The sequence below is a fragment of the Burkholderia sp. BCC0398 genome (genome assembly GCF_902833245.1).
Taxonomy (GTDB): Bacteria; Pseudomonadota; Gammaproteobacteria; order Burkholderiales; family Burkholderiaceae; genus Burkholderia; species Burkholderia sola.
This window is the reverse complement of sequence record NZ_CADFEM010000008.1, coordinates 360,066-381,389: the sequence shown is the minus strand read 5'-3', so window position 1 is coordinate 381,389 and position 21,324 is coordinate 360,066. Positions and strand designations below refer to the sequence as shown.

Annotated in this window: 21 protein-coding genes; 8 read left to right on the top strand and 13 right to left on the bottom strand. The window is 67.4% G+C overall.

The genetic code is table 11. The features are described 5' to 3' along the window. Positions 1–693: 693 nt before the first annotated feature. Positions 694–2,391: a M4 family metallopeptidase gene (locus HWX76_RS20050; RefSeq protein ID WP_176016243.1), complete on the top strand. Its 1,698-nt coding sequence runs from the start codon at positions 694–696 to the stop codon at positions 2,389–2,391. Between the two features lie 162 nt (positions 2,392–2,553). On the opposite strand, the gene HWX76_RS20045 is transcribed toward HWX76_RS20050, so the two are convergent. Together HWX76_RS20045 and HWX76_RS20040 are read right to left on the bottom strand one after the other, a co-directional pair. After that, entirely contained in the window at positions 2,554–3,546 is a 993-nt protein-coding gene (locus tag HWX76_RS20045; RefSeq protein WP_050017839.1) for an ABC transporter substrate-binding protein, read from the bottom strand. A 52-nt stretch (positions 3,547–3,598) separates the two neighbouring features. After that, a complete protein-coding gene (locus HWX76_RS20040; protein ID WP_050017838.1) occupies positions 3,599–3,943 on the bottom strand; it encodes a DUF3088 domain-containing protein in 345 nt (114 codons plus the stop codon). 491 nt (positions 3,944–4,434) lie between these two features. Between HWX76_RS20040 and HWX76_RS20035 the strand changes: the two genes are divergently transcribed. The 4 genes from HWX76_RS20035 to HWX76_RS20020 all read left to right on the top strand — a co-directional run bounded on the left by HWX76_RS20035 (position 4,435) and on the right by HWX76_RS20020 (position 8,810). Then, positions 4,435–5,619, top strand: coding sequence for a porin (locus HWX76_RS20035; RefSeq protein WP_124555831.1), 1,185 nt, complete (start codon positions 4,435–4,437; stop codon positions 5,617–5,619). 141 nt (positions 5,620–5,760) lie between these two features. Beyond that, the gene (gene soxC, locus HWX76_RS20030) at positions 5,761–7,017 is read left to right on the top strand and encodes a sulfite dehydrogenase (protein WP_176016242.1); all 1,257 of its coding nucleotides are present in this window, start codon (positions 5,761–5,763) and stop codon (positions 7,015–7,017) included. After that, on the top strand, positions 7,010–7,534 hold the full coding sequence (locus tag HWX76_RS20025) for a cytochrome c (RefSeq protein ID WP_050017836.1): 525 nt from the start codon (positions 7,010–7,012) through the stop codon (positions 7,532–7,534). The genes soxC and HWX76_RS20025 overlap by 8 nt, the downstream gene beginning before the upstream one ends. Before the next feature lie 88 nt (positions 7,535–7,622). Next, positions 7,623–8,810: an LLM class flavin-dependent oxidoreductase gene (locus tag HWX76_RS20020; protein ID WP_176016241.1), complete on the top strand. Its 1,188-nt coding sequence runs from the start codon at positions 7,623–7,625 to the stop codon at positions 8,808–8,810. Between the two features lie 30 nt (positions 8,811–8,840). On the opposite strand, the gene HWX76_RS20015 is transcribed toward HWX76_RS20020, so the two are convergent. The 9 genes from HWX76_RS20015 to HWX76_RS19975 all read right to left on the bottom strand — a co-directional run bounded on the left by HWX76_RS20015 (position 8,841) and on the right by HWX76_RS19975 (position 16,450). Continuing rightward, positions 8,841–10,058, bottom strand: coding sequence for an acyl-CoA dehydrogenase family protein (locus HWX76_RS20015; RefSeq protein WP_176016240.1), 1,218 nt, complete (start codon positions 10,056–10,058; stop codon positions 8,841–8,843). Positions 10,059–10,206: 148 nt separating this feature from the next. Next, the gene (locus HWX76_RS20010; protein ID WP_176016239.1) at positions 10,207–11,094 is read right to left on the bottom strand and encodes an ABC transporter permease; all 888 of its coding nucleotides are present in this window, start codon (positions 11,092–11,094) and stop codon (positions 10,207–10,209) included. Beyond that, the gene (locus tag HWX76_RS20005) at positions 11,091–12,080 is read right to left on the bottom strand and encodes an ABC transporter ATP-binding protein (protein ID WP_050017832.1); all 990 of its coding nucleotides are present in this window, start codon (positions 12,078–12,080) and stop codon (positions 11,091–11,093) included. Before HWX76_RS20005 ends, HWX76_RS20010 begins: the two co-directional genes overlap by 4 nt. Before the next feature lie 67 nt (positions 12,081–12,147). Continuing rightward, a complete protein-coding gene (locus tag HWX76_RS20000; RefSeq protein WP_089490387.1) occupies positions 12,148–13,179 on the bottom strand; it encodes an ABC transporter substrate-binding protein in 1,032 nt (343 codons plus the stop codon). A 48-nt stretch (positions 13,180–13,227) separates the two neighbouring features. Further along, complete coding sequence (locus HWX76_RS19995) at positions 13,228–14,100, bottom strand: TauD/TfdA family dioxygenase (RefSeq protein ID WP_239469038.1); 873 nt, start codon at positions 14,098–14,100, stop codon at positions 13,228–13,230. A gap of 649 nt (positions 14,101–14,749) precedes the next feature. Further along, positions 14,750–14,911, bottom strand: a complete 162-nt coding sequence (locus tag HWX76_RS19990; protein ID WP_124630965.1) for an alpha helical protein — start codon at positions 14,909–14,911, stop codon at positions 14,750–14,752. A gap of 35 nt (positions 14,912–14,946) precedes the next feature. Next, complete coding sequence (locus tag HWX76_RS19985) at positions 14,947–15,216, bottom strand: DUF2934 domain-containing protein (RefSeq protein ID WP_050017847.1); 270 nt, start codon at positions 15,214–15,216, stop codon at positions 14,947–14,949. 26 nt (positions 15,217–15,242) lie between these two features. Continuing rightward, complete coding sequence (locus HWX76_RS19980) at positions 15,243–15,668, bottom strand: CBS domain-containing protein (RefSeq protein ID WP_050017829.1); 426 nt, start codon at positions 15,666–15,668, stop codon at positions 15,243–15,245. 71 nt (positions 15,669–15,739) lie between these two features. Continuing rightward, a complete protein-coding gene (locus HWX76_RS19975) occupies positions 15,740–16,450 on the bottom strand; it encodes an MgtC/SapB family protein (protein ID WP_089490385.1) in 711 nt (236 codons plus the stop codon). Positions 16,451–16,950: 500 nt separating this feature from the next. Between HWX76_RS19975 and HWX76_RS19970 the strand changes: the two genes are divergently transcribed. Continuing rightward, positions 16,951–17,235 (top strand): helix-turn-helix transcriptional regulator, encoded by a 285-nt coding sequence (locus HWX76_RS19970; protein WP_050017827.1) that lies wholly within the window; start codon positions 16,951–16,953, stop codon positions 17,233–17,235. Next, entirely contained in the window at positions 17,225–18,529 is a 1,305-nt protein-coding gene (locus HWX76_RS19965; protein WP_050017826.1) for a HipA domain-containing protein, read from the top strand. Before HWX76_RS19970 ends, HWX76_RS19965 begins: the two co-directional genes overlap by 11 nt. A 69-nt stretch (positions 18,530–18,598) precedes the next feature. Here HWX76_RS19965 and HWX76_RS19960 read toward each other — a convergent pair whose 3' ends face one another. After that, a complete protein-coding gene (locus tag HWX76_RS19960) occupies positions 18,599–19,564 on the bottom strand; it encodes an SDR family NAD(P)-dependent oxidoreductase (protein WP_176016238.1) in 966 nt (321 codons plus the stop codon). A 139-nt stretch (positions 19,565–19,703) separates the two neighbouring features. On the opposite strand from HWX76_RS19960, the gene HWX76_RS19955 reads away from it, so the two are divergent. Beyond that, positions 19,704–20,624 carry an AraC family transcriptional regulator gene (locus HWX76_RS19955; RefSeq protein ID WP_124555846.1) on the top strand — a complete coding sequence of 307 codons (921 nt, stop codon included), beginning with the start codon at positions 19,704–19,706 and terminating at the stop codon, positions 20,622–20,624. A 142-nt stretch (positions 20,625–20,766) separates the two neighbouring features. Here the strand turns inward: HWX76_RS19955 and HWX76_RS19950 are convergent, their stop codons facing one another. After that, entirely contained in the window at positions 20,767–21,297 is a 531-nt protein-coding gene (locus tag HWX76_RS19950) for an OsmC family protein (protein ID WP_089490382.1), read from the bottom strand. Positions 21,298–21,324 lie beyond the last annotated feature (27 nt).

The following is a 21,324-nucleotide window of genomic DNA, read 5'->3' as shown; positions in this document are numbered from 1 at the left end:
GCCGGACAACCGGCAGCCGGTCAGCTTACGATGGGTCGAAAAACGGACATCTGAACTTAGCCAGAAGCGGACATTTGAACTTAGCTACTACACCCTTTTTAATTGATAATACGCATTATGTCAACTAAGATCGGTATAGATACCGTGCGCGGTCTGTAGCCTGCGGTCGGCCAAAGGCTCGAACATCACCGGAAGCGATCAGCAAGATACTTCACGAATCACCTCCCACTCGTTGTCATGCGAGCATCGCTCGCCCGACGCCCATTGGACATGTGATGACTTCACGTCACAAACAGAAGATACAAAAAGCATTGAAAATTAATTTGACGGCACGCGAATCGGCAACAATCGAAATCAATATTCAATAACGAAAATCCCAACCATCCACTTGACTCGACTTCTCATCGCGCGTCCTCCTTACACACCCGCCACGACGAGAAAACCCCAAAGCGTCCCAGCCACACGCCGTCGATGCATCGCCCCCGTTACCACCATCAACACGATCATTTCAAATTTCTCACCAAATTTCGACTTGATTGACAGCAACGACATGAAAAATTAATCCAATAGAAAATATCTTGTAATTATAAAAATCACCTCCTAGCATCCCCCTGCTGTTCGCGACATGTCTTGTTTAAAAGTCATCACTTGATGCATTCCTCGAACAAACCCACTCATAACCTGGGGAATTACATGAAGAAACTGTCTCGACTGCTGCCCATCACCGCGATTACCGTCGCGAGTCTCAGCGCTTTTGCCCAGGCCGGCGACCAGCCGGCCGCGGTCGACAAGGCGCTGCAACTGATCCAGCAGAACCCGACCGCCTTCAGCGTGGCGGCCAGCGGCACGGCACGCACGTTGAAGTTCGCGGGGCCACAAGCAGGCGCCCCAACCGACGGCGACCAGTTCCAGGTGCGGGACGTGATCGTCGATCCCGACGGCACCGAGCACGTGCGTTTCGATCGCTTCCACGCGGGCCTGCCCGTGATAGGTGGCGACGTGGTCGTCCACTCGAGCAACGGGCAGTTGAAGCAAGCCAGCGTAACGCAGCTCGCACCGATCAACCTCGCCGGCACGATCGGCAAGGTCGGGAACCGCGCCGTGGTACGCAACGCACCCGACGTCGGTGCGACGCGGGCCAGACACATCGCGGCCGCGCGCTTCAACTCGGACGTGCGCCGCGTCGACGAGCCGGAACTCGTCGTGTTCGCCCGCGACGTCACGCCGACGCTGGCCTATGCGGTACGCGTCTACGGCAAGTCGACCGACACGCACGGCGACGCCGTGCTGTACTACGTCGACGCCCGCACCGGCGCCGTGCTCGACGCACAGGACCTGATCAAGACCGCCGCCGCGACCGGCACCGGCCGCTCGCTGTACTACGGCAACCTGACGCTCACGACGGACCAGACCGGCACGAACGCATACCGGATGCTCGATCCGGGCCGCGGCGGCGGCTCGGTCTACGATGGTCGCGGCCTGAGCTCGGACGAGGTCGAGCAAGCGACCGACCTGCCGATCTTCACGAGCAGCACGAACGTGTGGGGCAACAACACGACCACCGATCGGCAGACCGTCGCGGCAGACATCGACTACGGGCTCGCGTTGACTTGGGACTACTACAAGACCACGCACAATCGCAACGGCATCTTCAACGACGGTCGCGGCGTGAGAAGCTACGCGCACGTGGTGTTCAATACCGGCAGCGGCACGACCGGCGCGAACGCGGCATGGCTGTCGTCGCGCGTGATGGCGTACGGAGACGGCGAGCCGGGCACGCGCCTGCCGAAGCCCGTGGTGTCGGTCGACATCGCCGGGCACGAGATGAGTCACGGCGTGACCGAGGCCACCGCCAACCTGAACTATTCGGGTGACGCGGGCGGCCTGAACGAGGCGACTTCCGACATTTTCGGCACGCTCGTGAAGTTCTACGCGAACAACCCGAACGATCCCGGCAACTACGTGATCGGCGCGCGCGTGGTGAGCGGCGGCCTGCGCAAGATGTACAAGCAGGATCTCGACGGCCGGTCGTTCAGCTGCTACCCGTCCGGCGGCTTCTCGTGGTCGAATCCGCGCCACGATCCGCATTTCACGTCGGGAGTCGGCAACCGCTTCTTCTACCTGCTGTCGGAAGGGCCGTCGGTGCCGTCGACCGACACCGGCCTGTCGAGAGCGCAACTGGTCTGCAACGGCGACACGACGTTCAGCGGGCTGGGTCGCGACAAGGCCGGCAAGATCTGGTACCGGACGCTCACCGTGTACCTGAACGCCAACTCGAACTACCCGAACGCGCGGCGTGCGTCGATCCAGGCGGCCAACGACCTGTATGGCGCGAACTCGGCGGAAATCGCGACGGTCGCGCGCGCGTGGAGTGCTGTCGGGGTGAATTGACGGCGCTTGTGTGGATACGTCGAACGCCAGAGGTCGCGTGACGGTACTTCGCTTCGGAGGAAAGCGATTCGGTCGTGATCACGCGGCGCCGGGGTGAATGACGGGAAGTGCCGACCGATCGCCTGCATGTGCAGGCGATCGGTGGACGGTGTGTTCTTGCGGTCAGCCCCCCGCCGCCGCCACCGGATTGAACGACGTATCCCACAACGGCGCGACACGCGCCGGCCCGTCCAGCACGCCGATGCGCGCAAACACGTCCGCGACCTGCTGATGCTGCGCGATCACGTCGGGCGTCACCGGCAGCAGCGCGTAGTCTTCGCTGCGCTGATCGAACATCGAGACGAGATCCACAACCGGCACACGCGTCTCGTGATTCTGCGCGAGCGCATAGTCGCGGAAATGCCCGTTCGCCCACGCATACGCACGTCGGAACCGCAGCAGCAAATCGCCGGTCGCCGCGCGGCGACGCACATCGTCGAGCGTGCGCGGATTCGCATACACCGGAAAATTGCCCGACAGATAGCCCTTCCCCGTCTTCAGTACGCGGGCGCCGTAGCGGTTGCGCGCAAGCTGGCCGTTGTAGCCGTAGATCGCCCATGCGTCGATGTCGCCGCGATCGTACGCGGACAACCCGTCGGTCGGCGACAGGTTGATCGGCTGGATGTCGTCGAAGCTCAGGCCGGCTTCCGCCAGCTGTCGATACAGGAAATAGTGCGACGTCGTCGCGCGCACGTAGCCGACACGCTTGCCCTTCAGGTCCGCGATGCTGCGGATCGGCGTGTCCTTGCGCGCGAGCGTGACCTGGTTGTTCAGGTCTTCGCGCACGCGCGAGATGAACTTCACATTGGCTTTCTGCCGCGCGGCGAACACGGCGGGAATTTCGCTACCCGAACCGATATCGAGCGCATCCGCGTTGAGCGCCTCGATATGCAGCACGCCGTTGTTCAGTTCGCGCCAGTCGATCCGATACGGCGTGTTGTCGAGCCCGGCCGCCTGCAGCAGCGCGCGCCAGCCGCCCTTGTAGGTCGCGACGCGCAACGTCGTTCCGGCCAGATCGGCATCGGCGGCCGGCGTGGCGAACGCGGCCAATGGGTGCGCCGCGACTGCGGCGCCGGCAAGCAGCAGGCGGCGACGTACCGCCGACATTGACGACATCGGATGCTCCTGTTCGATCGGATGGAACCGGATGGAAAGCGAAACCGCCGCGTCAATGCAGCGCCGGAAAGCCGTGGCGCTCGGCCAGCAGTTCGAGGATGCGGCGCGCATCGGTGACGAAGCGCACGTCGCCGAGCGTCTGCGCGTCGTCCGGCGCGGGCTGGTCGCGGCCCAGCACGAGCACCGGCAGGCCCTGGTGCGCATCGTCGAGCGCGTCGATCACCGCGGGCCGCGGCCGCTCGAAGCCGACGCGCTTCACGTCGATACGCGCGGCGCGATCGGGCGCGCTCGCGAGCAGCCCTTCGATCGGCAGTCCATGCGGACAGACGAAGCGCTGGCCCGGATGCTTCGGATCGGCAAAGCCCGGTTCCAGCAGAAACAGTACATCGCGACTCATGTCGAATGGCTCCTTTCTCGTTGGGCGTCCCATCGGTAAGCGCGCGTATCCGTGCGCCCTGCCGTTCCCGCCGCATGCCGGCCAGCGGCCGGATGCCAGACTCTACCGTCGTGCCTCGCCCGGCCCTACCAACGTTTTGCGGAATCGATATGCGAACGCGTATAGCGCATCGGCCCGTCTTCGCCCAGTGGGCCGTTGCGTAAACGCATCGTCATCCGAACGACGAGCACTACGGATATCGAACGATTTCATCGATCGATATGACCGCGTCCACGGGTTTCCGGCGGCCGACGTTCGCGGTCCGCACGATGCGTTCGCCGCAGCAGGTGCGCCGGACGCAATCGCGCCACACCCGCCGGGCCCGCGGCAATGAACATTACAAATCGGCCGCGCAGCGATTTACAAACCACGGATCGGCCGTTCATCGGCGCGTCCGTCGTCAATAGCATCGTGATCCTCGCAAACGTACTGACAAAAAACAGAGGTTGGTCATGATCAAAAAAACGGTAGTGCTGGGTTTGGTTTCGATCGGTTCGGTCGGCGCGCATGCGCAGAGTTCGGTGACGTTGTACGGGGTCGTCGACGCCGGCATCGCGTATACGAACAACCAGGGCGGCGCGAGCAACGTCCAGCAGACGAGCGGAAAGCTGAGCGGCAGCCGCTGGGGCCTGAAAGGCGCGGAGGATCTCGGCGGCGGCCTGCAGGCGGTCTTCACGCTGGAAAGCGGGTTCCGGCCGAGCGACGGCGGGCTCGGCCAGGGCGGCCGGCTGTTCGGCCGGTCCGCGTACGTGGGCCTCGGCAAGAAAGGGCTCGGCACGTTGACGTTCGGTCGTCAGTACGAGCCGATCACCGATCTCGTCGCGCCGTACTCGGGCGCGGGTTTCTGGTCGCCGGCCACGCACGTGGGCGACAACGACAACCTGAACCAGAGCTTCCGGCTGAACAACGCGGTGAAGTTCCGCAGCGACGCGATCGCCGGCTTCACGGCCGACCTGCTCTATGCGTTCAGCAACCAGGCCAATGGCGGCGCAGGCACCGGATTCTCGAACAACAACGCGTGGGGCGCATCGGCGAACTACGTGAACGGCCCGCTGTCGATCGGCGGCGGCTATGTGCGGTTCAATCACCCGAATGCGGCGTCGAATACGAGCGGCGCGGTGGGCGGCGCGACCTCGACCACCGGCAACGACTACAGCGGCGCGTTCTTCTACGGGCTGAATGGCGGCGTACTGAAGCAGCAGATCGGCGCGGCAGGCGCGAACTACGTGCTCGGCCGTGCGACGCTCGGCTTCGCGTGGAGCCACACGCAGCTCAATTATCTCGACGGTTCGTCGCGCAAGTTCAACAACTACGACGTGAACGCGCGCTACCAGCTCACGCCTGCGGCCACGCTGATCGGGGTCTATACGTTCACCGACGGGCGCGCGAGCGGCCTGCCGGGCACGAGCGGCCAGACGCTGAAGCCGCGCTGGCACCAGTTCACGCTCGGGTTCGACTATGCGTTGTCGAAGCGCACCGATATCTACGTGTCGGGCATCTACCAGCTCGCGGCCGGCGATGCGAGCACCTCGACGTCGGGCGGCTATCGCAAGATCGCGGCGATCTCGAACATCGGCAGCGCGTCGTCGACGAACCGCCAGCTCGCGTTCGTCAGCGGGCTGCGCGTGAAGTTCTGACGGCACGCGCATCGGGCGCGGCGCAACAAGCACGACAGGCGCGATAAGCAAAGCGGGAATCGTTGTTTGCCGCGCCGCGCCCGGTTGCCGAGAATGATCGTTTCCCCGCGCGCGATTCCCGCGCGCAACACGCGTTCGACCATGACCGATTCCCGTTTTCCTCCCCGTGCGCCGCGCAGCGGCCGGCGCGCGGCGCTGCGCCAGCTCGCCGGCGGTTGGGCTGCCGCGATGCTGCCCGCCGGCGGCGCGCTCGCAAGCCAGCCGCTCGACGTGCCGCCGTGGACGCGCACGCCCGGTGCGCCGCTGCTGTCGCCGCCGTACGGCCTGCCAGGGGAGCATGAACGCGACGTGATTCGCCGCAGCGCCCGCGCGCCTGCGCTGCCCGGTTCCGGCTCGTCGATGACGCCGCTCGCCGACCTGTTCGGCGACATCACGCCGAACGGGCTCGTCTACGAGCGTCATCACGCGGGCGTGCCGGACATCGATGCGCAGCGCCATCGCGTCGTCGTGCACGGCCTCGTGCGCGCGCCGCGCGTCTTCACGATCGACGACCTGCTGCGTTTTCCGTCCGAATCGCGGATCCACTTCCTCGAATGCTCGGGCAACACCGGCAGCGAATGGAACGGCCCGAGCGGGCTGCCGGTTCAGTTCACGCACGGGTTGCTGTCGTGCTGCGAATGGACCGGCGTCCGGCTGTCGACGCTGCTCGACGAGACGGGCATCGATGCCGACGCACGCTGGCTGCTCGCCGAAGGCGCGGACGGCGCGGCGATGACGCGCAGCCTGCCGCTCGACCGGATTCTCGAGCGCGCGCTGGTCGTCTATGCGCAGAACGGCGAACGGCTGCGCCCGGAGAACGGCTACCCGGTGCGGCTGATCGTGCCGGGTTTCGAAGGCAACACGAACATCAAGTGGCTGCGGCGGCTGAAGCTGGTGCGCGCGCCGGAGATGACGCGCGAGGAAACGTCGAAATACACGAATCTGCTGCCCGACGGCTGCGCGCGCCAGTTCGTGTTCGAGATGGACGCGAAGTCGGTCATCACGCGGCCGTCGGCCGGCCATCGGCTCGCCGCGCAAGGCTATTACCCGATCAGCGGCTACGCGTGGTCGGGCCGTGGCCGGATTCGCGCCGTCGACGTATCGACCGACGGCGGCCGCACGTGGCGGCCCGCCCGGCTCGCCGGCGACGTACGCGACCGCGCATTGACGCGCTTCGAGGCCGACTGGGTGTGGCGCGGCGAGCCGGCCGACCTGCAAAGCCGCGCGACCGACGAGACCGGCTACGTGCAACCGACCCGTGACGCGCTCGTCGCCGCGCGCGGCCTGAACTCGCAGTACCACTACAACGGCATCCAGAACTGGCGCGTCGGCACGGACGGCGAGGTGCGCAATGCGTAAGCCGCTCGCTTGCCTGCTGGCAACCTGCGCAATGACGACGAGCGCGTTCGGCGGGGGCTTCGGCCTGGGCCAGCCGATCGATCGCGGGGCGCTCGCCGCGTGGGACATCGACGTCGCGCCGGACGGCAGCGGCTTGCCGCCCGGCGCGGGCACGGTCGCACGCGGCGGCCACGTGTTCGCCGACAAATGCGCGATGTGTCACGGCGCCGGCGGCGAAGGCGGCGTCGGCGATCCGCTCGTCGGCGGCAGCGGCTCGCTCGCGAGCGCGAAACCCAAGAAGACGGTCGGCAGCTACTGGCCGTACGCGACGACGCTGTTCGACTACATTCGCCGGGCGATGCCGTACAACGCGCCGCAATCGCTGAGCACGGACGACGTCTATGCGGTCACCGCGTACGTCCTCCACCTGAACGGCATCGTGCCCGGCGACGCCCGGCTCGACGCACGTACGCTGCCGCGCGTACAGATGCCGAACCGCGACGGCTTCGTGTCGGACCCGCGGCCGGGCCAGCTATGACGCGCGTCGCTTCGCTTGCCGCCGCATCAGCCGCATCAAGCAGCCCACCCGCGCGCAGTGCGTCGCCCCTTTCAGCAAGGACCCCGTGATGAGCGATCCCTCCGTCACCGCCCCGCTCGCGCCGTCGCCGTTCGTCGACGTTCGTTCGCCGGCGGATTTCCCCGACAGCCCCGTGTCGCGCACGCTCGCGCAGCCGCTGATGCTCGGGCTGTTCCTGCCGATCCAGGCCGGCGGCTGGAGCGCGTCGACGCTGCCGCGCTCGACCGACTGGACGTTCGACTACAACGCCGATCTCGTGGCCCGCGCCGAAGCGCTCGGCTTCGATCTCGTGTTCGCGCTGTCGCAGTGGCTGCCGAAAGGCGGCTACGGCGGCGTGTTCGACGGCCACGCGCTCGACTCGTTCATGACGCTGGCCGCGCTGACCGCGCGCACCGAGCGGATCATCCTCGTCGCGACGAGCCACGTGCTCTACGGGCCGTGGCATCCGCTGCATTTCGCGAAGTTCACCGCGACGCTCGACCACATCTCGCGCGGGCGCTGGGGCATCAACGTGGTGACCGGCCACCGCGCGATCGAACACGAGATGTTCGGCTGGAACCGGATCGAACACGACCGGCGCTACGAGATGGCCGCGGAATTCCTCGACGCGGTCCAGCAGTTGTGGGCGCAACCGGATAATTTCAGCTACACGCCCGAACTGTCGAGCTGGCGACTGGGCGGCGCATTCGTGACGCCGAAGCCGCGCTACGGTCGCCCGCTGCTGATCAACGCGACGGGTTCCGATGCGGGCATCGCGTTCGCCGCACGCTATTCGGACATCGTGTTCGTCACGAGCCCGGCCGGCCCCGACGCCGAACGCGCGATCGACGCGCTGCCCGCGCATACCGCACGCGTGAAGGCGGCCGCCGCCGCGCGCGGCCGCACGATCCGCACGCTGCTCAATCCGCTCGTGATCTGCCGCGAAACCGCGGCCGAAGCGCGCGCGTACCGCGACGCGATCGTCGCGCATGCGGACGAAGGCAGCTTCCACCGCTTCGACAGCGACGCGCATGCGTGGCGCGGTGGGTTCGAGCAGCGGGCGCAAGCCGCCGCGCGCGCGATCGGCGGCAACATCTCGATCACCGGCTCGCCGGAAGAAGTCGCCGATACCATCGTACGGCTGCACCGCGCGGGTATCGACGGTATCCAGTTGAGTTTCTACGACTTCAAGCCCGATCTCGACTGCTTCGGCGAGCGCGTGCTGCCGCTGCTGCGCGAAGCCGGCTTGCGGCGTTGACGACGGCGCAGCAGCAGTCGCCGGCCGTCGTCAGAACACGCGCCCTTCGGTCAGGTGCGTCGTCACGCCGTTCAATACGTAGTCGCCGATCACGCGCGCCTTGTGCAGCAACGGGTTGTGGCTGAAGATCGTGCGCAGGTTGCGCCAGTGGCGATCGAAGTTGTGCTCGCGCGCCGTCGCCGATGCGCCGCCCACTTCGAACAGCCGCTCGGCCGCATGCAGCGCGAGCTTGCTGACGATCAATTGCGTGCGCGCGGTCGCGAGCGCACTGTCGAGCACGAGCGCATCCGCGTCGGCCGCGCCTGCTTCGATCGCGTCGGCGGAGCGGTCGAGCGCGCGTGCGTTTTCTCGTACGAGCGCGTCGATCGCGTGACTATGCGCGGACAGCTCGCCGACGATCTGCTGAACAAAATGATCGTCGCGCGCGGTCGGCGCGGGGCTGTGCAGCGCGGGCCGGCCGTGCTCGAGCACGTAGCGGCGTGCATCGGCCACCACGTTGCGCACGATGCCGGCGCCCGTCGCGACGAGATGAAGCTGCCGCAGCGCGCCGCAATGACGGCCGACGAGCGTCGACCCGTCCCGCGGGGCCACTTCGTCCGCGAACACCTGCACGTCGTTCAGCAACAGGCTGCCGCTCGCGGTCATGCGCTGGCCCATCCCGTCCCAGTCGTCGAGCGCCTGCAGGCCATCGCGCGCGACGGGAATGATCACCGCGAGCGCGTCGCCCTGCTCGTTCTCCACGTTGATGCGCGCAAAATCGGCAAACGCGGTGCCCGTCGAATAGTATTTGCGGCCCGTCACGCGGTAGTGGTCGCCGTCGCGGCGCAGCACGGTCGTGTTCTCGCCCGGGCGCGACGTACCGCGCTCGGTCGACGCGCCGCCGAAGATCGCGCCGCTGAGCACACGCTCGAGCTGCACGTCGTTGAACGCCGTGCGCGGCGACAGCCGCAGCGTCTCGGTCTGGTCGTAGTGGATGCGCAGCGCGTGCGCGAGATTCGAATCGGCGGCCGCGAGCGTCGCGATCGACTCGAACAGGTCGACCAGCGTGCCGCCGAGGCCGCCGCGTGCGACCGGAATCCGCAGCGCACCCAGCGTCGAGCGCCGGAAGATCGCGAAGCCTTCGAACGGCAGTTCGCGACGCGCCTCGCGTTGCGCGGCGTCCTGGCCGATCGCGGTCGCGAGATCGGGCAGCGCGGCAAGCGCGTCGCGCAATGCGTCGCGCGGATCGACGGCATCACGGGCAGTCATTCGGCAGGTCCTTGTTCGGGGAGATCGGGGCGTGTCGCGGCAGCGCGCGACACGGTGTCCGCAAGTATAGGGACGCCCCCGCCGCGCGTAAAAAGCCGATTTCAGCTTACGTTATGCCCGCGCCGGGATTGATCGCGTACGGACGCCGTCAGTGCTGAATGCCCCAGCGCCGCACGGTCACGCGCTCGAGCGTATCGAACACGAGGTTCTCGACCAGCAGCCCGATCACGATGACGGCCGCGAGACCGGCGAACACGCGGTCCGTATACAGCTCGTTGCGGTTCTGGAAGATGTACCAGCCGAGGCCGCCCTGCCCCGCGCTCGCGCCGAACACGAGCTCGGCGGCGATCAGCGTGCGCCACGCGAAGGCCCAGCCGACGCGCAGCCCCGACAGGATCGACGGCAGCGCGGCCGGCACGAGGATCAGCGCGATCTGGCGCAGGCCCGTGAGCCCGTAGTTGCGCCCGGCCATTTTGAGCGTGGCGGGCACGCCGACGAAGCCGGTATAGATGCTCAGCGCGAGCGGCCACAGCACCGCGTGCACGAGCACGAACAGCAGGCTGCCGGTGCCGAGCCCGAACCACAGCAGCGCGATCGGCAGCAACGCGATCGACGGCAGCGGATTGAACATCGACGTGAGCATCGTCAGCAGATCGCGGCCGATGCGCGTCGATACCGCGAGCGACGTCAGCGCGAACGCCAGCAGCACGCCCAGCGCATAGCCGCGCAGCAGCACCGACATCGAGATGCCGGTCTTCACGAGCAGTTCGCCCGACTCGATGCCCTGCACGAACGCGGCCAGCGTCGCGCCGAAGGTCGGCACGAGCAGATCGTTCGCGACGATGCGCGCGACGATCTCCCATGCGGCGATCAGTACGAGCGCGATGACGCTGCGGCGAAACCATGCGGCACCGGCGATGCGGCGCGGCAGCGGCGCCGGCGCCGCGCGCGCGGCGTCGGGCAGCGTGTCGAGCGTGCGCGTATATTCGGCACGCACGGGCGGCAGCGGCGGCACGGCCGGATCGATCGTACTCATGATGCGGCGTCCTCCGTCGTCGGTACGTGCGGTGCGTCGGTGTCGAACAGCAGGCGATGGATCCGTGCGACGTTGTCGCGGAAGTCGCCGGTATCGACGTTGTCGAGCGAATGCTCGTGACTGTTGAGCTCCGCGCGCACGCGGCCCGGGTGCGGCGACAGCAGCAGAATCCGGTTGCCGACCACGAGCGCCTCCTCGATCGAGTGCGTGACGAACAGCAGCGTGAAGCGGAATTCATCCCACAGCCGCAGCAGTTCCGCCTGCATCTTGCGGCGCGTGAGCGCATCGAGCGCGGCGAACGGCTCGTCCATCAGCAGCACGCGTGGCTGCATCGCCAGCGCCCGCGCAATCGCGACGCGCTGTTTCATGCCGCCCGACAACGTATGCGGATAGGCGTCGGCAAACGTGCCGAGGCCGACCTTGTCGAGATAGTGCAGCGCGCGCTCGCGTGCTTCGGCGCGCGACAGCTTCGCGGCGGCGCGCAACGGAAACGCGACGTTCTCGACGACCGTCTTCCACGGCGGCAACTGATCGAATTCCTGGAACACGACGATGCGGTCAGGCCCCGGCCCGCGCACCGGCCGGCCGTCGAGCGCGATCGAACCCGCGACGGGCTCGATGAAGCCGGCGATCGCCTTCAGCAGCGTCGACTTCCCGCAGCCCGATGGGCCGAGCAGCACGAAGCGGTCGCTGCCGTACACGTCGAAGCTCACCTGATGCGTCGCACGAACGATCCGCGCGCCGCTGCGGTATTCGAGGCTGACCTGGTCGATCGCCAGCAGACGTTCGCTGTGCGTGCCGGCCTGCGCGGCGTTCGCGGCAGGGCGATCGTCGGCACGCGTATCGGCCACGGCCGGCGCGGCCGGCGACGCGCCGCCACGTGCCGCATACGGCGGCAACCAGGTTCGGGGAGAAGTGGCGTTCACGATCGAATCTCTTGCGGGAAAACCATCAACATACGGCCGGGCGCCGTGCGGACCAACCATCGATTGCGCATATCGAAACCGCACCGACGCATAAGCGTCGATCGCGGCGCCCGAACATCGGCGCTGCTCAGCTGCCGCCCGCCGTCGCCGGATCGTCGAAGAAGTAGTCGCGCCACGACTTCGGTTCGTTGCGGATCGCGCCCGTGCGATGCATGAACTGCGCGAGCGGCAGCGTGTTCTGCGGCGCGGTCTTGAACTGCACCTGCGGATTGCGCAGGATCTTCAGCAGCAGCGCGCGATCGATCTTCGACCCGTTCACGCGGATATAGGTATCGGCCGCGCGCTCGGGATCGGCCGCGATCTGCCGGGCGGCGTCGGCGAGCGCGGCAACGAACGCGCGATAGGTCTTCGGGTTGTCGTCGCGGAATTTCTCGGTCGCATACAGCACCGTCGCGGAGCTCGGGCCGCCGAGCACGTCATACGAATTCAGCACGATGTGCGCGTTCGGGTTGCCAGCCAGCTCCTGCTCCTGGAACGGCGGATTGCCGAAGTGGCCGGTGATCACGTTGCTGTTCGCGAGAATCGCGGCCGTCGCGTCCGGATGCGGAATCGCCTGCGTGAGCGCGTCGAGCTTGTCGAATTGCTTGTCGCCCCACTGCTTCGCGGCCGCGTACTGCAGCACGCGCGACTGCACCGACACGCCGACCGCCGGCACCGCGATGCGGTCCTTCGCGCTCAGGTCGGCGATCGTCTTCACGTTCGGGTTGCTGCTCACGAGGTAGTACGGAAAATTGCCGAGCGACGCGACGCCCTTCACGTTCTGCCGGCCGCGCGTGCGGTCCCACACGGTCAACAGCGGGCCGACGCCCGCGCCTGCGACGTCGACCGCGCCGGACAGCAGCGCGTCGTTCACGGCCGCGCCGCCCGACAGCCGCACCCAGTCGACCTTGATGTCGAGGCCGGCCTTGCGCCCTTCCTTCTCGATCAGTTGCTGGTCGCGCGCGACGTTCAGCATCAGGTAGACGACGCCGAACTGCTCGGCGATGCGGATGCGGCCCTCCGCATGCGCGGCTTGCGGGATGAGTGCGCCCGCGAAGGCGAGCGCGGTGGTGAGCGTGGCCGCCAGCGCGCGACGCGCCGGCAATAACGAAAACGACATCGGAACTCCGGTCGGGATGCGGCGGAAATGAATGACGCGGCGCGCGGCTCAGAAAGGCGCGTCGCCTTCGATCGTCGTGCGGTACAGCTTGCGGCGCAGGTGGTCGGGCGTGCCGGCGGCGAGATGCATCAGCGAACGGTTGTCCCAGAACACCAGATCGTGGTCGCGCCACGCGTGCCGATACAGGTGCTCGGCGCGCACGCTGTGCGCGAACAGTTCGTCGAGCAGCGCGCGGCTTTCGTCGTCGGGCAGCCCGACGATGCGCGTCGTGAAATGCTCGCTGACGAACAGCGCCTTGCGGCCGGTTTCCGGATGCGTGCGCACGACCGGATGCACGACCGCCGCGACCTGCGCGATCTGTTCGGGCGACAGGTTCGGCCGCCACGGGCTGCGCGCCTGCAATTCCGCGTAGCGCGCGAGATACGTATGCTCGGCGCGCCGCCCCTCGACCGCGCGGCGCAGATGGGCCGGCAGCGTGTCCCACGCGAGATGCATGTTCGCGAACAGCGTGTCGCCGCCTTCCGCCGGCAGTTCCTGCGCGTGCAGCAGCGAGCCGAGGCTCGGCTTTTCCTTGTACGACAGGTCGGAATGCCAGAAATGGCCGGCGTCGCCGAGCCCGACCGGCTTGCCGTTCTCGACGATGTTCGACACGATCAGCACTTCCGGATGGCCGGCCAGCGCGAACTGGTGCAGCACGTGGATCTGCAGCGGGCCGAAGCGGCGGCTGAACGCGATGTGCTCGTCCGGCGTGATGCGCTGGTCGCGAAACACCAATACGTGGTGATCGAGGTGCGCGCGATGGATGCGCGCGAAATCGTCGGCGTCGAGCGGTTGCGACAGGTCGACGCCGATCACCTCGGCGCCGAGCGGCGCGTCGAACGGCACGATGTCGAAATGCTGCGCCGCGCCGTCCGGCCGCAGGGCGGGATGCCCGGCGGAAAGCGTTGCGGCGTCGCGGAGGGTGGGAGTCGTCACGGCACGGCCCTGATTCGGTCAAAACGCGAATCTACGAGGCCGTGCCGGCGTGCGTCAACGAAGCGATTCGGATACGTTTATCTGCTGCGGTGATAAAGATCGCTGCTCGCGCATACGTCGACGATCGGGCGTGGAATCGTCCGACTGATGGCAATGGAGGTTCCGCCCGCATCCTGCCGCGGCACCCCGCGCCGCGCAGCCAACTATGGCTGCCCCGCACCGACCGACGCCCCATGCCGGGGCGCGCGGTCGATTCGCCGCCGGGTGTCGGGTTGCGCCGGTTCGGTACGTCGGCGGCCTCGCGTGCCGCGTCGGGCGGCGCGCTGTCCTGTCGTTCACTGTCACGGGTCATGAATTTCTCCCTGTGCGGATGCTGAATACGTTGCGCCGCACCGCGCCGCGATGGGTGGCACGGCGGCCCACGACGCTTCCAGCAAGCGACATGCCGTCGTCGGACTGCCCGGTCGCACCCCAAGCGAATGAATCCGCCAAAGAAATTACACGTGGCGCGTCATCCGGCGCAGCCTCCCCAACGCGCGTGGCAGCGTCGATGCGAAAACGCAACGCGGCACGCGCGATGCGACGTGCGCCCTGCCTACTTGTTGCCCGGCTCGCGCGTACGCTCGCCGTACGTGCCGTTACCGCAGTGCGGGCACTTCGGGATCGGGTGTTCCGCCTGCACGTGCGTCGACGGGTGGCATTTCTCGCATCGAAAGTCACCGGTTTTTTCCGCTTTCTCTCCTGCGTGCGCCGTCATCTTCGTTCTCCTTCCGGCTTGCGATTACCCGCGCTTCACCGCGTGCGTCGCCTTTCGTGCGCGACCTCGCCGGTCGGCACCGCATCGACGTCCTGCAGCGGCTCGCCCGGAATGCGGCGCTTCGCGGACTGATCGACCGGCCAGTCCACCGCCTGCTCGCCGCTCCCGTCCGCGCTGCCGCCCTCGGCATCGAGTTGTTGCTCGGCCCGCTGCCAGTATTCGTCGGCCCGGCCGTCGGGCGCGCCGTCCGCCTGCCACAGCCGGTACGCACGCTCGCGGATCTGCGTTTCCCTGTCTTCGTTCATGTCGTTCTCCTTGTCTGCGATGGCGATCACCGATCCGGGCGCGACGGCGCCGATACCGCGCCGAGCGTCGACGACATCGCGCCGTCCGCGGCGGTCGCCAGATCGCCCAGCGCGACGATGCCGACCAGCCGCTTCTGCCGGTCGACCACCGGCACGCGGCGAATCTGCGCGTCTTCCATCTTCTTTTGCACCGCCGAAATGTCGTCGTCCTCGTAACACCAGTTCGCGGGCCCGCTGACGACGCCCTCGATCGACTCGTTCGGCGGCACGCCCATCGACACCGCGCGCACGACGATGTCCCGGTCCGTCAGCATGCCGATCAGCCGCGTGCCGTCGCAGACGGGCAGCGCACCGACGTTGAGGTCGCTCATCAGTTTGGCCGCCTCGCGCAGGCTCTGCGTCGGACCGACGGTCGCGGCGTCGCGTGTCATCACTTCCGATACACGTGTCATGTTTCGCTCCTTGATAAACCGCCCACGGCGGCCTGCTGCACGAGCATCGCGCGTTCCGGCGGCCGCGCGCGTCAGTTCTCCGTCGAGCAACGGACCGACGTCAGGCCGGCCGACTCGACGATCCGCATCAGTTGCTTCAGCATCACGTCGGCGCCGGTCGCTTCGCGCCACTGCACGAATAATTCCTCCTCTCGCACCGCGCGTGCGGCCGTTTCGCAAAAGCTTTTTGTCCGGCACGTGAATCCCGCGTCGCGCAGCTTCGCGGCCAGTTGTTCGCGCGCAGCCGAGCCCACCGGATACTCGACCGTGATGAGCGCGGTCCTGACGCGCCGCAAGCGCTGCTCGACGAACCGCAGCGGCCACACGACCAGCAGCGCGAGGACGAGCCCGACCGCACCGAGCGACAACTGGCCGCCGCCGATGCACAGCCCGATGACCGTCACGAACCACAACGTCGCGGCCGTGGTGACGCCGGACACGAGGCCGTCGCGATGAAGAATCGCGCCGCCGCCGATGAAGCCCATCCCGGTCAGGATGCCGAGCGGCAGCCGCATCAGGTCGAGCACCGAGAACGCGCCCTCCGGTTTGCCCGCCTGCAGCAGCAGCGCATTGACCTGCAGCATCGACAGGCACGAGGCGAGGCAGACGAGGATCGTCGTGCGCAGGCCGGCCGTCTTGCCGGATTCGCTGCGATCGACGCCGATCAACCCACCCGCGACGAGCGCCAGCGCGATCCTGACCAGAACGTCGTGCCACTGCAGTACGACCGGCATCGGTTCCATGCGCCCTCCCATGCAAATCGTCGTGCGTCGGGGCGCGAACGCCGCCGACGACGCCAGCGCGGCGCAAGGATCGGGCCTGCTTTCCCGAGGGGGCGACGCGTGTAGTACGTCGGAGGAAATTGTAGAAAGGCGCGTGCTGCGCACACCTTGCCACCGCGGCTACGGTGTCCGGACGTTCTTCGCGGCACGATCGCGCGTCGCCACTCCGCGCACGGGACGGCGGCAAGCCGGCGGCCCCTGCAGCCATCCGCCGCGCGCACGATCCGGCGTGGCCGGTCGGACGCGCATGCGAAGGCGCCCACGTCCCTTCTCTTCGCATCCGATCGGATACGAATACTGTTCCTACGCCCCTTTTCCCGATATTTCGTTCCCGATTGGGAACGAAATGGCATCCGAGCCGTCGGGATCATCCGTTCGTTCCCGTACGAATACGAACTGCTGCCCAACCCCGCGAGTTATGCAATACTGTTCCCGATCAGATACGAAGCACGGAGAACGTCATGTCGGAGTCCCAATCCGTCGACACGATCGGCGCGCTCGCCCACTTCATTCGCGCGGCGCGAATCCAGCAGGGATTCACGCGGGACGAACTCGCGAACGCGACCGGGCTGTCGCCGAAATTCATCAGCCAGGTGGAAGCCGGCAAACCGACCGCGCAAATCGGCAAGGTCATGCTGCTGCTGAGCGAGCTCGGCGTGCGGCTGTACGCGGAGTCGTCGATCGAGATCTCCGAAGCCACCGCGCTGAAGGCCGCGCAACGCCGCAGGAGCAGCTATGGCGGCTAGAACGCTGATCGCGTCCGCGAACGGCGTGCGCATGGGCACGCTGACCGACGACAAGGGGATCTGGTCGTTCGCGTACGCCCCGCAGTGGCTCGCGTCGCCGGCCGCGTATCCGCTGTCGCCGGCGTTTGCGCTGCGCGCAGACGTGTTCACCGACACGTCGACCGATCGCCCGGTCCAGTGGTTCTTCGACAACCTGCTGCCCGAGGAAGGCATGCGCACGTCGCTCGCGCGCGAGGCGAAGGTCGATGCCGCCGACGCGTGGGGCCTGCTCGCGTACTTCGGCCGCGAATCGGCCGGCGCGCTGACGCTGCTGGCCGACGGCGAGCAGGAAACGCCCGGCGGCCTGCAGCCGCTGCCGCTCGACGAGCTCGAGCGCCGGATCCAGGCGATGCCCGAGCGCGCGCTGACGGCCACCGCGCCCAAGCGCATGTCGGCGGCCGGCGCGCAGCAGAAGCTGCTGCTGGTGCTGCGCGGCAACGCGCCCGGCTACGCGCTGTTCGAGCCGGTCGGCAGCGAACCGTCGATGCACCTGCTCAAACCCGACATGCGCGCGGCCGGCTATCCGCATTCGGCGATCAACGAGTTCTTCTGCATGCGGCTCGCGAAAAAGATGGGGCTCGACGTGCCCGACGTGCATTTCCTGCGCGCGCCGTCCGCGTGCTACGTGATCGACCGGTTCGACCGCGACGTCGCGTCCGAACCGGCCGGGCGCGTGCATACGATCGACGCGATGCAACTGCTCAACTACGACCGCGGTTTCAAGTACCAGCGGGCGAATGCACAGGAACTGGCCCGCGCGATCGACCGCACCAGCACGCGCGCGCTCACGCGTCTGTCGGTGTTCCGCTGGACCGTGTTCAACGTGGTGGTCGGCAATGCCGACGCGCACCTGAAGAACCTGTCGTTCTTCGTCGACGCGCGCGGCTACCGGCTCGCGCCGTTCTACGACATCGTCAGCACGGTCGTGTATCACACGCCGACGCACCGGCCCGACCATCGCGGCGATCACTGGCCGCACTGCGAGCTGACGATGCCGCTCGGGAATGCGACGAGGTTCGCCGATATCGGCGTGGATGCACTCGTCGCGTTCGGCCAGGCGCTCGGGCTCAGGGAGAAAGCGGCCGCCAGCGAACTGCAGCGCTTTCTCGAACCGCTCGATCGTCACGTCGAGCAGACGCTCGATGAAGTGCGAAAGATCGCGCATCCGGACGCCGGGGAAATGCGGTTGCTGAATTCGATCGTCGCGATGCCGATCGCGGAAATGGGGCGCGCGCTGCGACAGACGCGCGGATAGACTGCCGCGCGCGAGTATCGAATCGCCGCCGATACCCGCGCGGCGCCCGGCCCGGCGAATGCGTGGGCGTCAACGGCGCACGGCAAAGGCATCGACGCCCGTCGCCGCGGCGGACCACGCCCACAGCCGCGCCGCGTCCTCCGGATCGATCGCATGCGGCCTCACGCCCGATTCCTCGTTGCCGCGCGTCACCATCGCGACGTCGCAATCCTCGCAATAGACGCCGCCGAGATCGGCAATGCGCGGCGACGTCGCCGCCCATACCTGGGTTGCCGCGCCCTGCGCAGGCGTTTTGAAGGTCGGATCGATCGGCGCGCCGTGCTCGTCGACCCAGCCCTGCGCCATCATTTCCGCGCGCGTCAGATGACGCTGCAGCGGCGTCGCGATCTTGCCCGGATGCAGCGAATACGCGCGAACCCCGAACGGCGCACCGAGCACGTCGAGCTGTACCGCGAACAACGCGTTGGCGGTTTTCGACTGCCCGTACGCGAGCCATTTGTCGTAACCGCGCGCGAAATCGATATCGTCCCAGCGGATCGGCGACAGCCGGTGCCCGAGCGACGACACCGCAACCACGCGCGCGCCGTCGCCGTGCGCGAGCGCCGGCCACAGCCGGTTGACGAGCGCGTAGTGACCGAGGTGATTGACGGCCATCTGCGCTTCCCGGCCGTCGCCCAAGCGAGTTTCCGGGCACGCCATGATGCCCGCGCTGTTGATGACGACATGCACGTCGCGACGCGCGTCGACGAACCGCGCGGCGAATGCGGCCACGCTCGCGGGGTCCGCGAGATCGAGCGTCGCGATCTCCACGCCGGCGATGCCGCGCGTCGCTTCGCGCGCGGCCGCGGCGCTCCGTGCGCCGACGACAACGTGCGCACCGGCCTGCGCCAGTGCCCGCGTGGTTTCGAGGCCGAGACCCGAATGGCCGCCCGTGACGATGGCGGTCTTGCCGTGCAAGTCGAGGCCGGCCAGTACGTCGGTCGCCGTCGATCCCGCGTCGAATCCGGAATGAAGGGGATGCTGCCTGCTCGTCATCGAAAGCTCCTGGAATGATGCTCGATGCGCGCGGCCGCCCGTCGGCCGCGTCACCGCACGAGATCATTCTCCAGCCGCGCATCCGGACTGTGAATGCAATAGAATCCGGTTTTTCGTCGAGATCGTCCGGGGATTGCGCGTGGACCCGCTATCGGAAGTGCTGTCGCTGCTGGAAACGCGCGACTCGTTTTTCACCGGCCTGCGGGCCGGCGGCCCGTGGGCGGTCGACCTTCCGCCGCCCGACGGGATCAAGTTCAACGCGGTGGTCGAAGGCAGTTGCTGGCTGACCGTGGACGGTGCGGGGCCGCCTGTCCGGCTGCGCACGGGGGACTGCTTCCTGCTCGCCGCGCCGCGGGCATTTTCGCTGGCGAGTGATCCGTCGGTCGCGCCGGTGCCGGCCGCCGACGTGTACCGGCATCTCGAACGCGGTATCGCGCACTACGGCGAACCGGCCGACTGCTTTCTGATCGGCGGCCGCTTCGCGTACGAGGAAGGCATGCCGCTGCTGCTCGGCAGCCTGCCGCCCGTGGTCGTCGTCAGCGGCGATTCCGAACCGGCGGCGGTGCTGCGCTGGTCGCTGCAGCAGCTCGCACGGGAATTCGGCGCGGCGTCGCCGGGCGGGTCGCTGATGGTCCGGCATCTCGGCCACATGATGCTGGTGCAGATCCTGCGGCGCTATGTGGACGCCGGCGCGAACGGCGATGTCGGGTGGCTGGCCGGGTTCGCGGATGCGCGCGTCAGCGCGGCGCTGGCCGCGATTCACGCCGCGCCCGAGCGGCGCTGGACCGTCGACGCGCTGGCGGCCTGCTGCCACGTGTCGCGTTCGACGTTCGCGCTGCATTTCAAGCGGCGGCTCGGGTTCGGGCCGCTCGAATACGTGCTGCGCTGGCGGATCCAGCTGGCGATGCGCGAACTGCGCAGATCGAACGCGTCGATCTCGGCGATTGCGCAGCGGCTCGGCTACGACTCGGATAGCGCGTTCGGCCATGCGTTCAAACGCATCGTGGGCTGCTCGCCGCGCGCCTATCGTCATGACGTGACGAAGGAACCGCGCAACTAGCGTCGTGACCGCCCTCGTCGGGCGCGTGGCGGCGCGAATTCGTCAACGTCATGCATTCGCATTACGACTATCAGGATAAGTATTCTTATCACAATATGTCTATTTCATTTCCAAACTTGGCCGTGCAGCAATGCGTCACGCATCACGCGCCGGTATGCCGCAATTCCCCGTCGATGTGCTGCGGCAGCCTCAGCAGGTTGAAGATCGGGCACACCTCCTCGACCGCCTGATGCAATGCACGGATCGCCTCCGGCGGCTCCGGCGACACGATGTCCAGCGTATAGCGGATGTTGTGCGGGAATACCGGCACCTGTTCGAACCCGGGCTGCTGCGCGAGCGGATGCTGGTCGCCGGTGACTTCGACTTCGACCGCGTCGATCTTCAAGCCCCGCTCCGCGGCCTGGATCAACGTGATGTGCGTGAGGCAACTGCCGAGCACGCCAAGCTGCAACTCCGGCGATGCAGGCCCGAGGTTGTAGCCCGCGAAATCGGGCGGGCTGTCGCTGATCACCTGGAAATCGCGAATCCGGATCTCGCGCACGCCGCTGCGGCCGAGCGCGCGCACGGTCGCCTTCAGCGGCGTCGCCTTGAAATCGGGATCGTTGCGAGCGGCCTGCTGCTTCGCGTGCCACGCATCGCGCTTTTGCGCGAGATAGTCGTTCAGGGTCGTCATGGTCAAGTCATGGGCAGGCGGCACGCA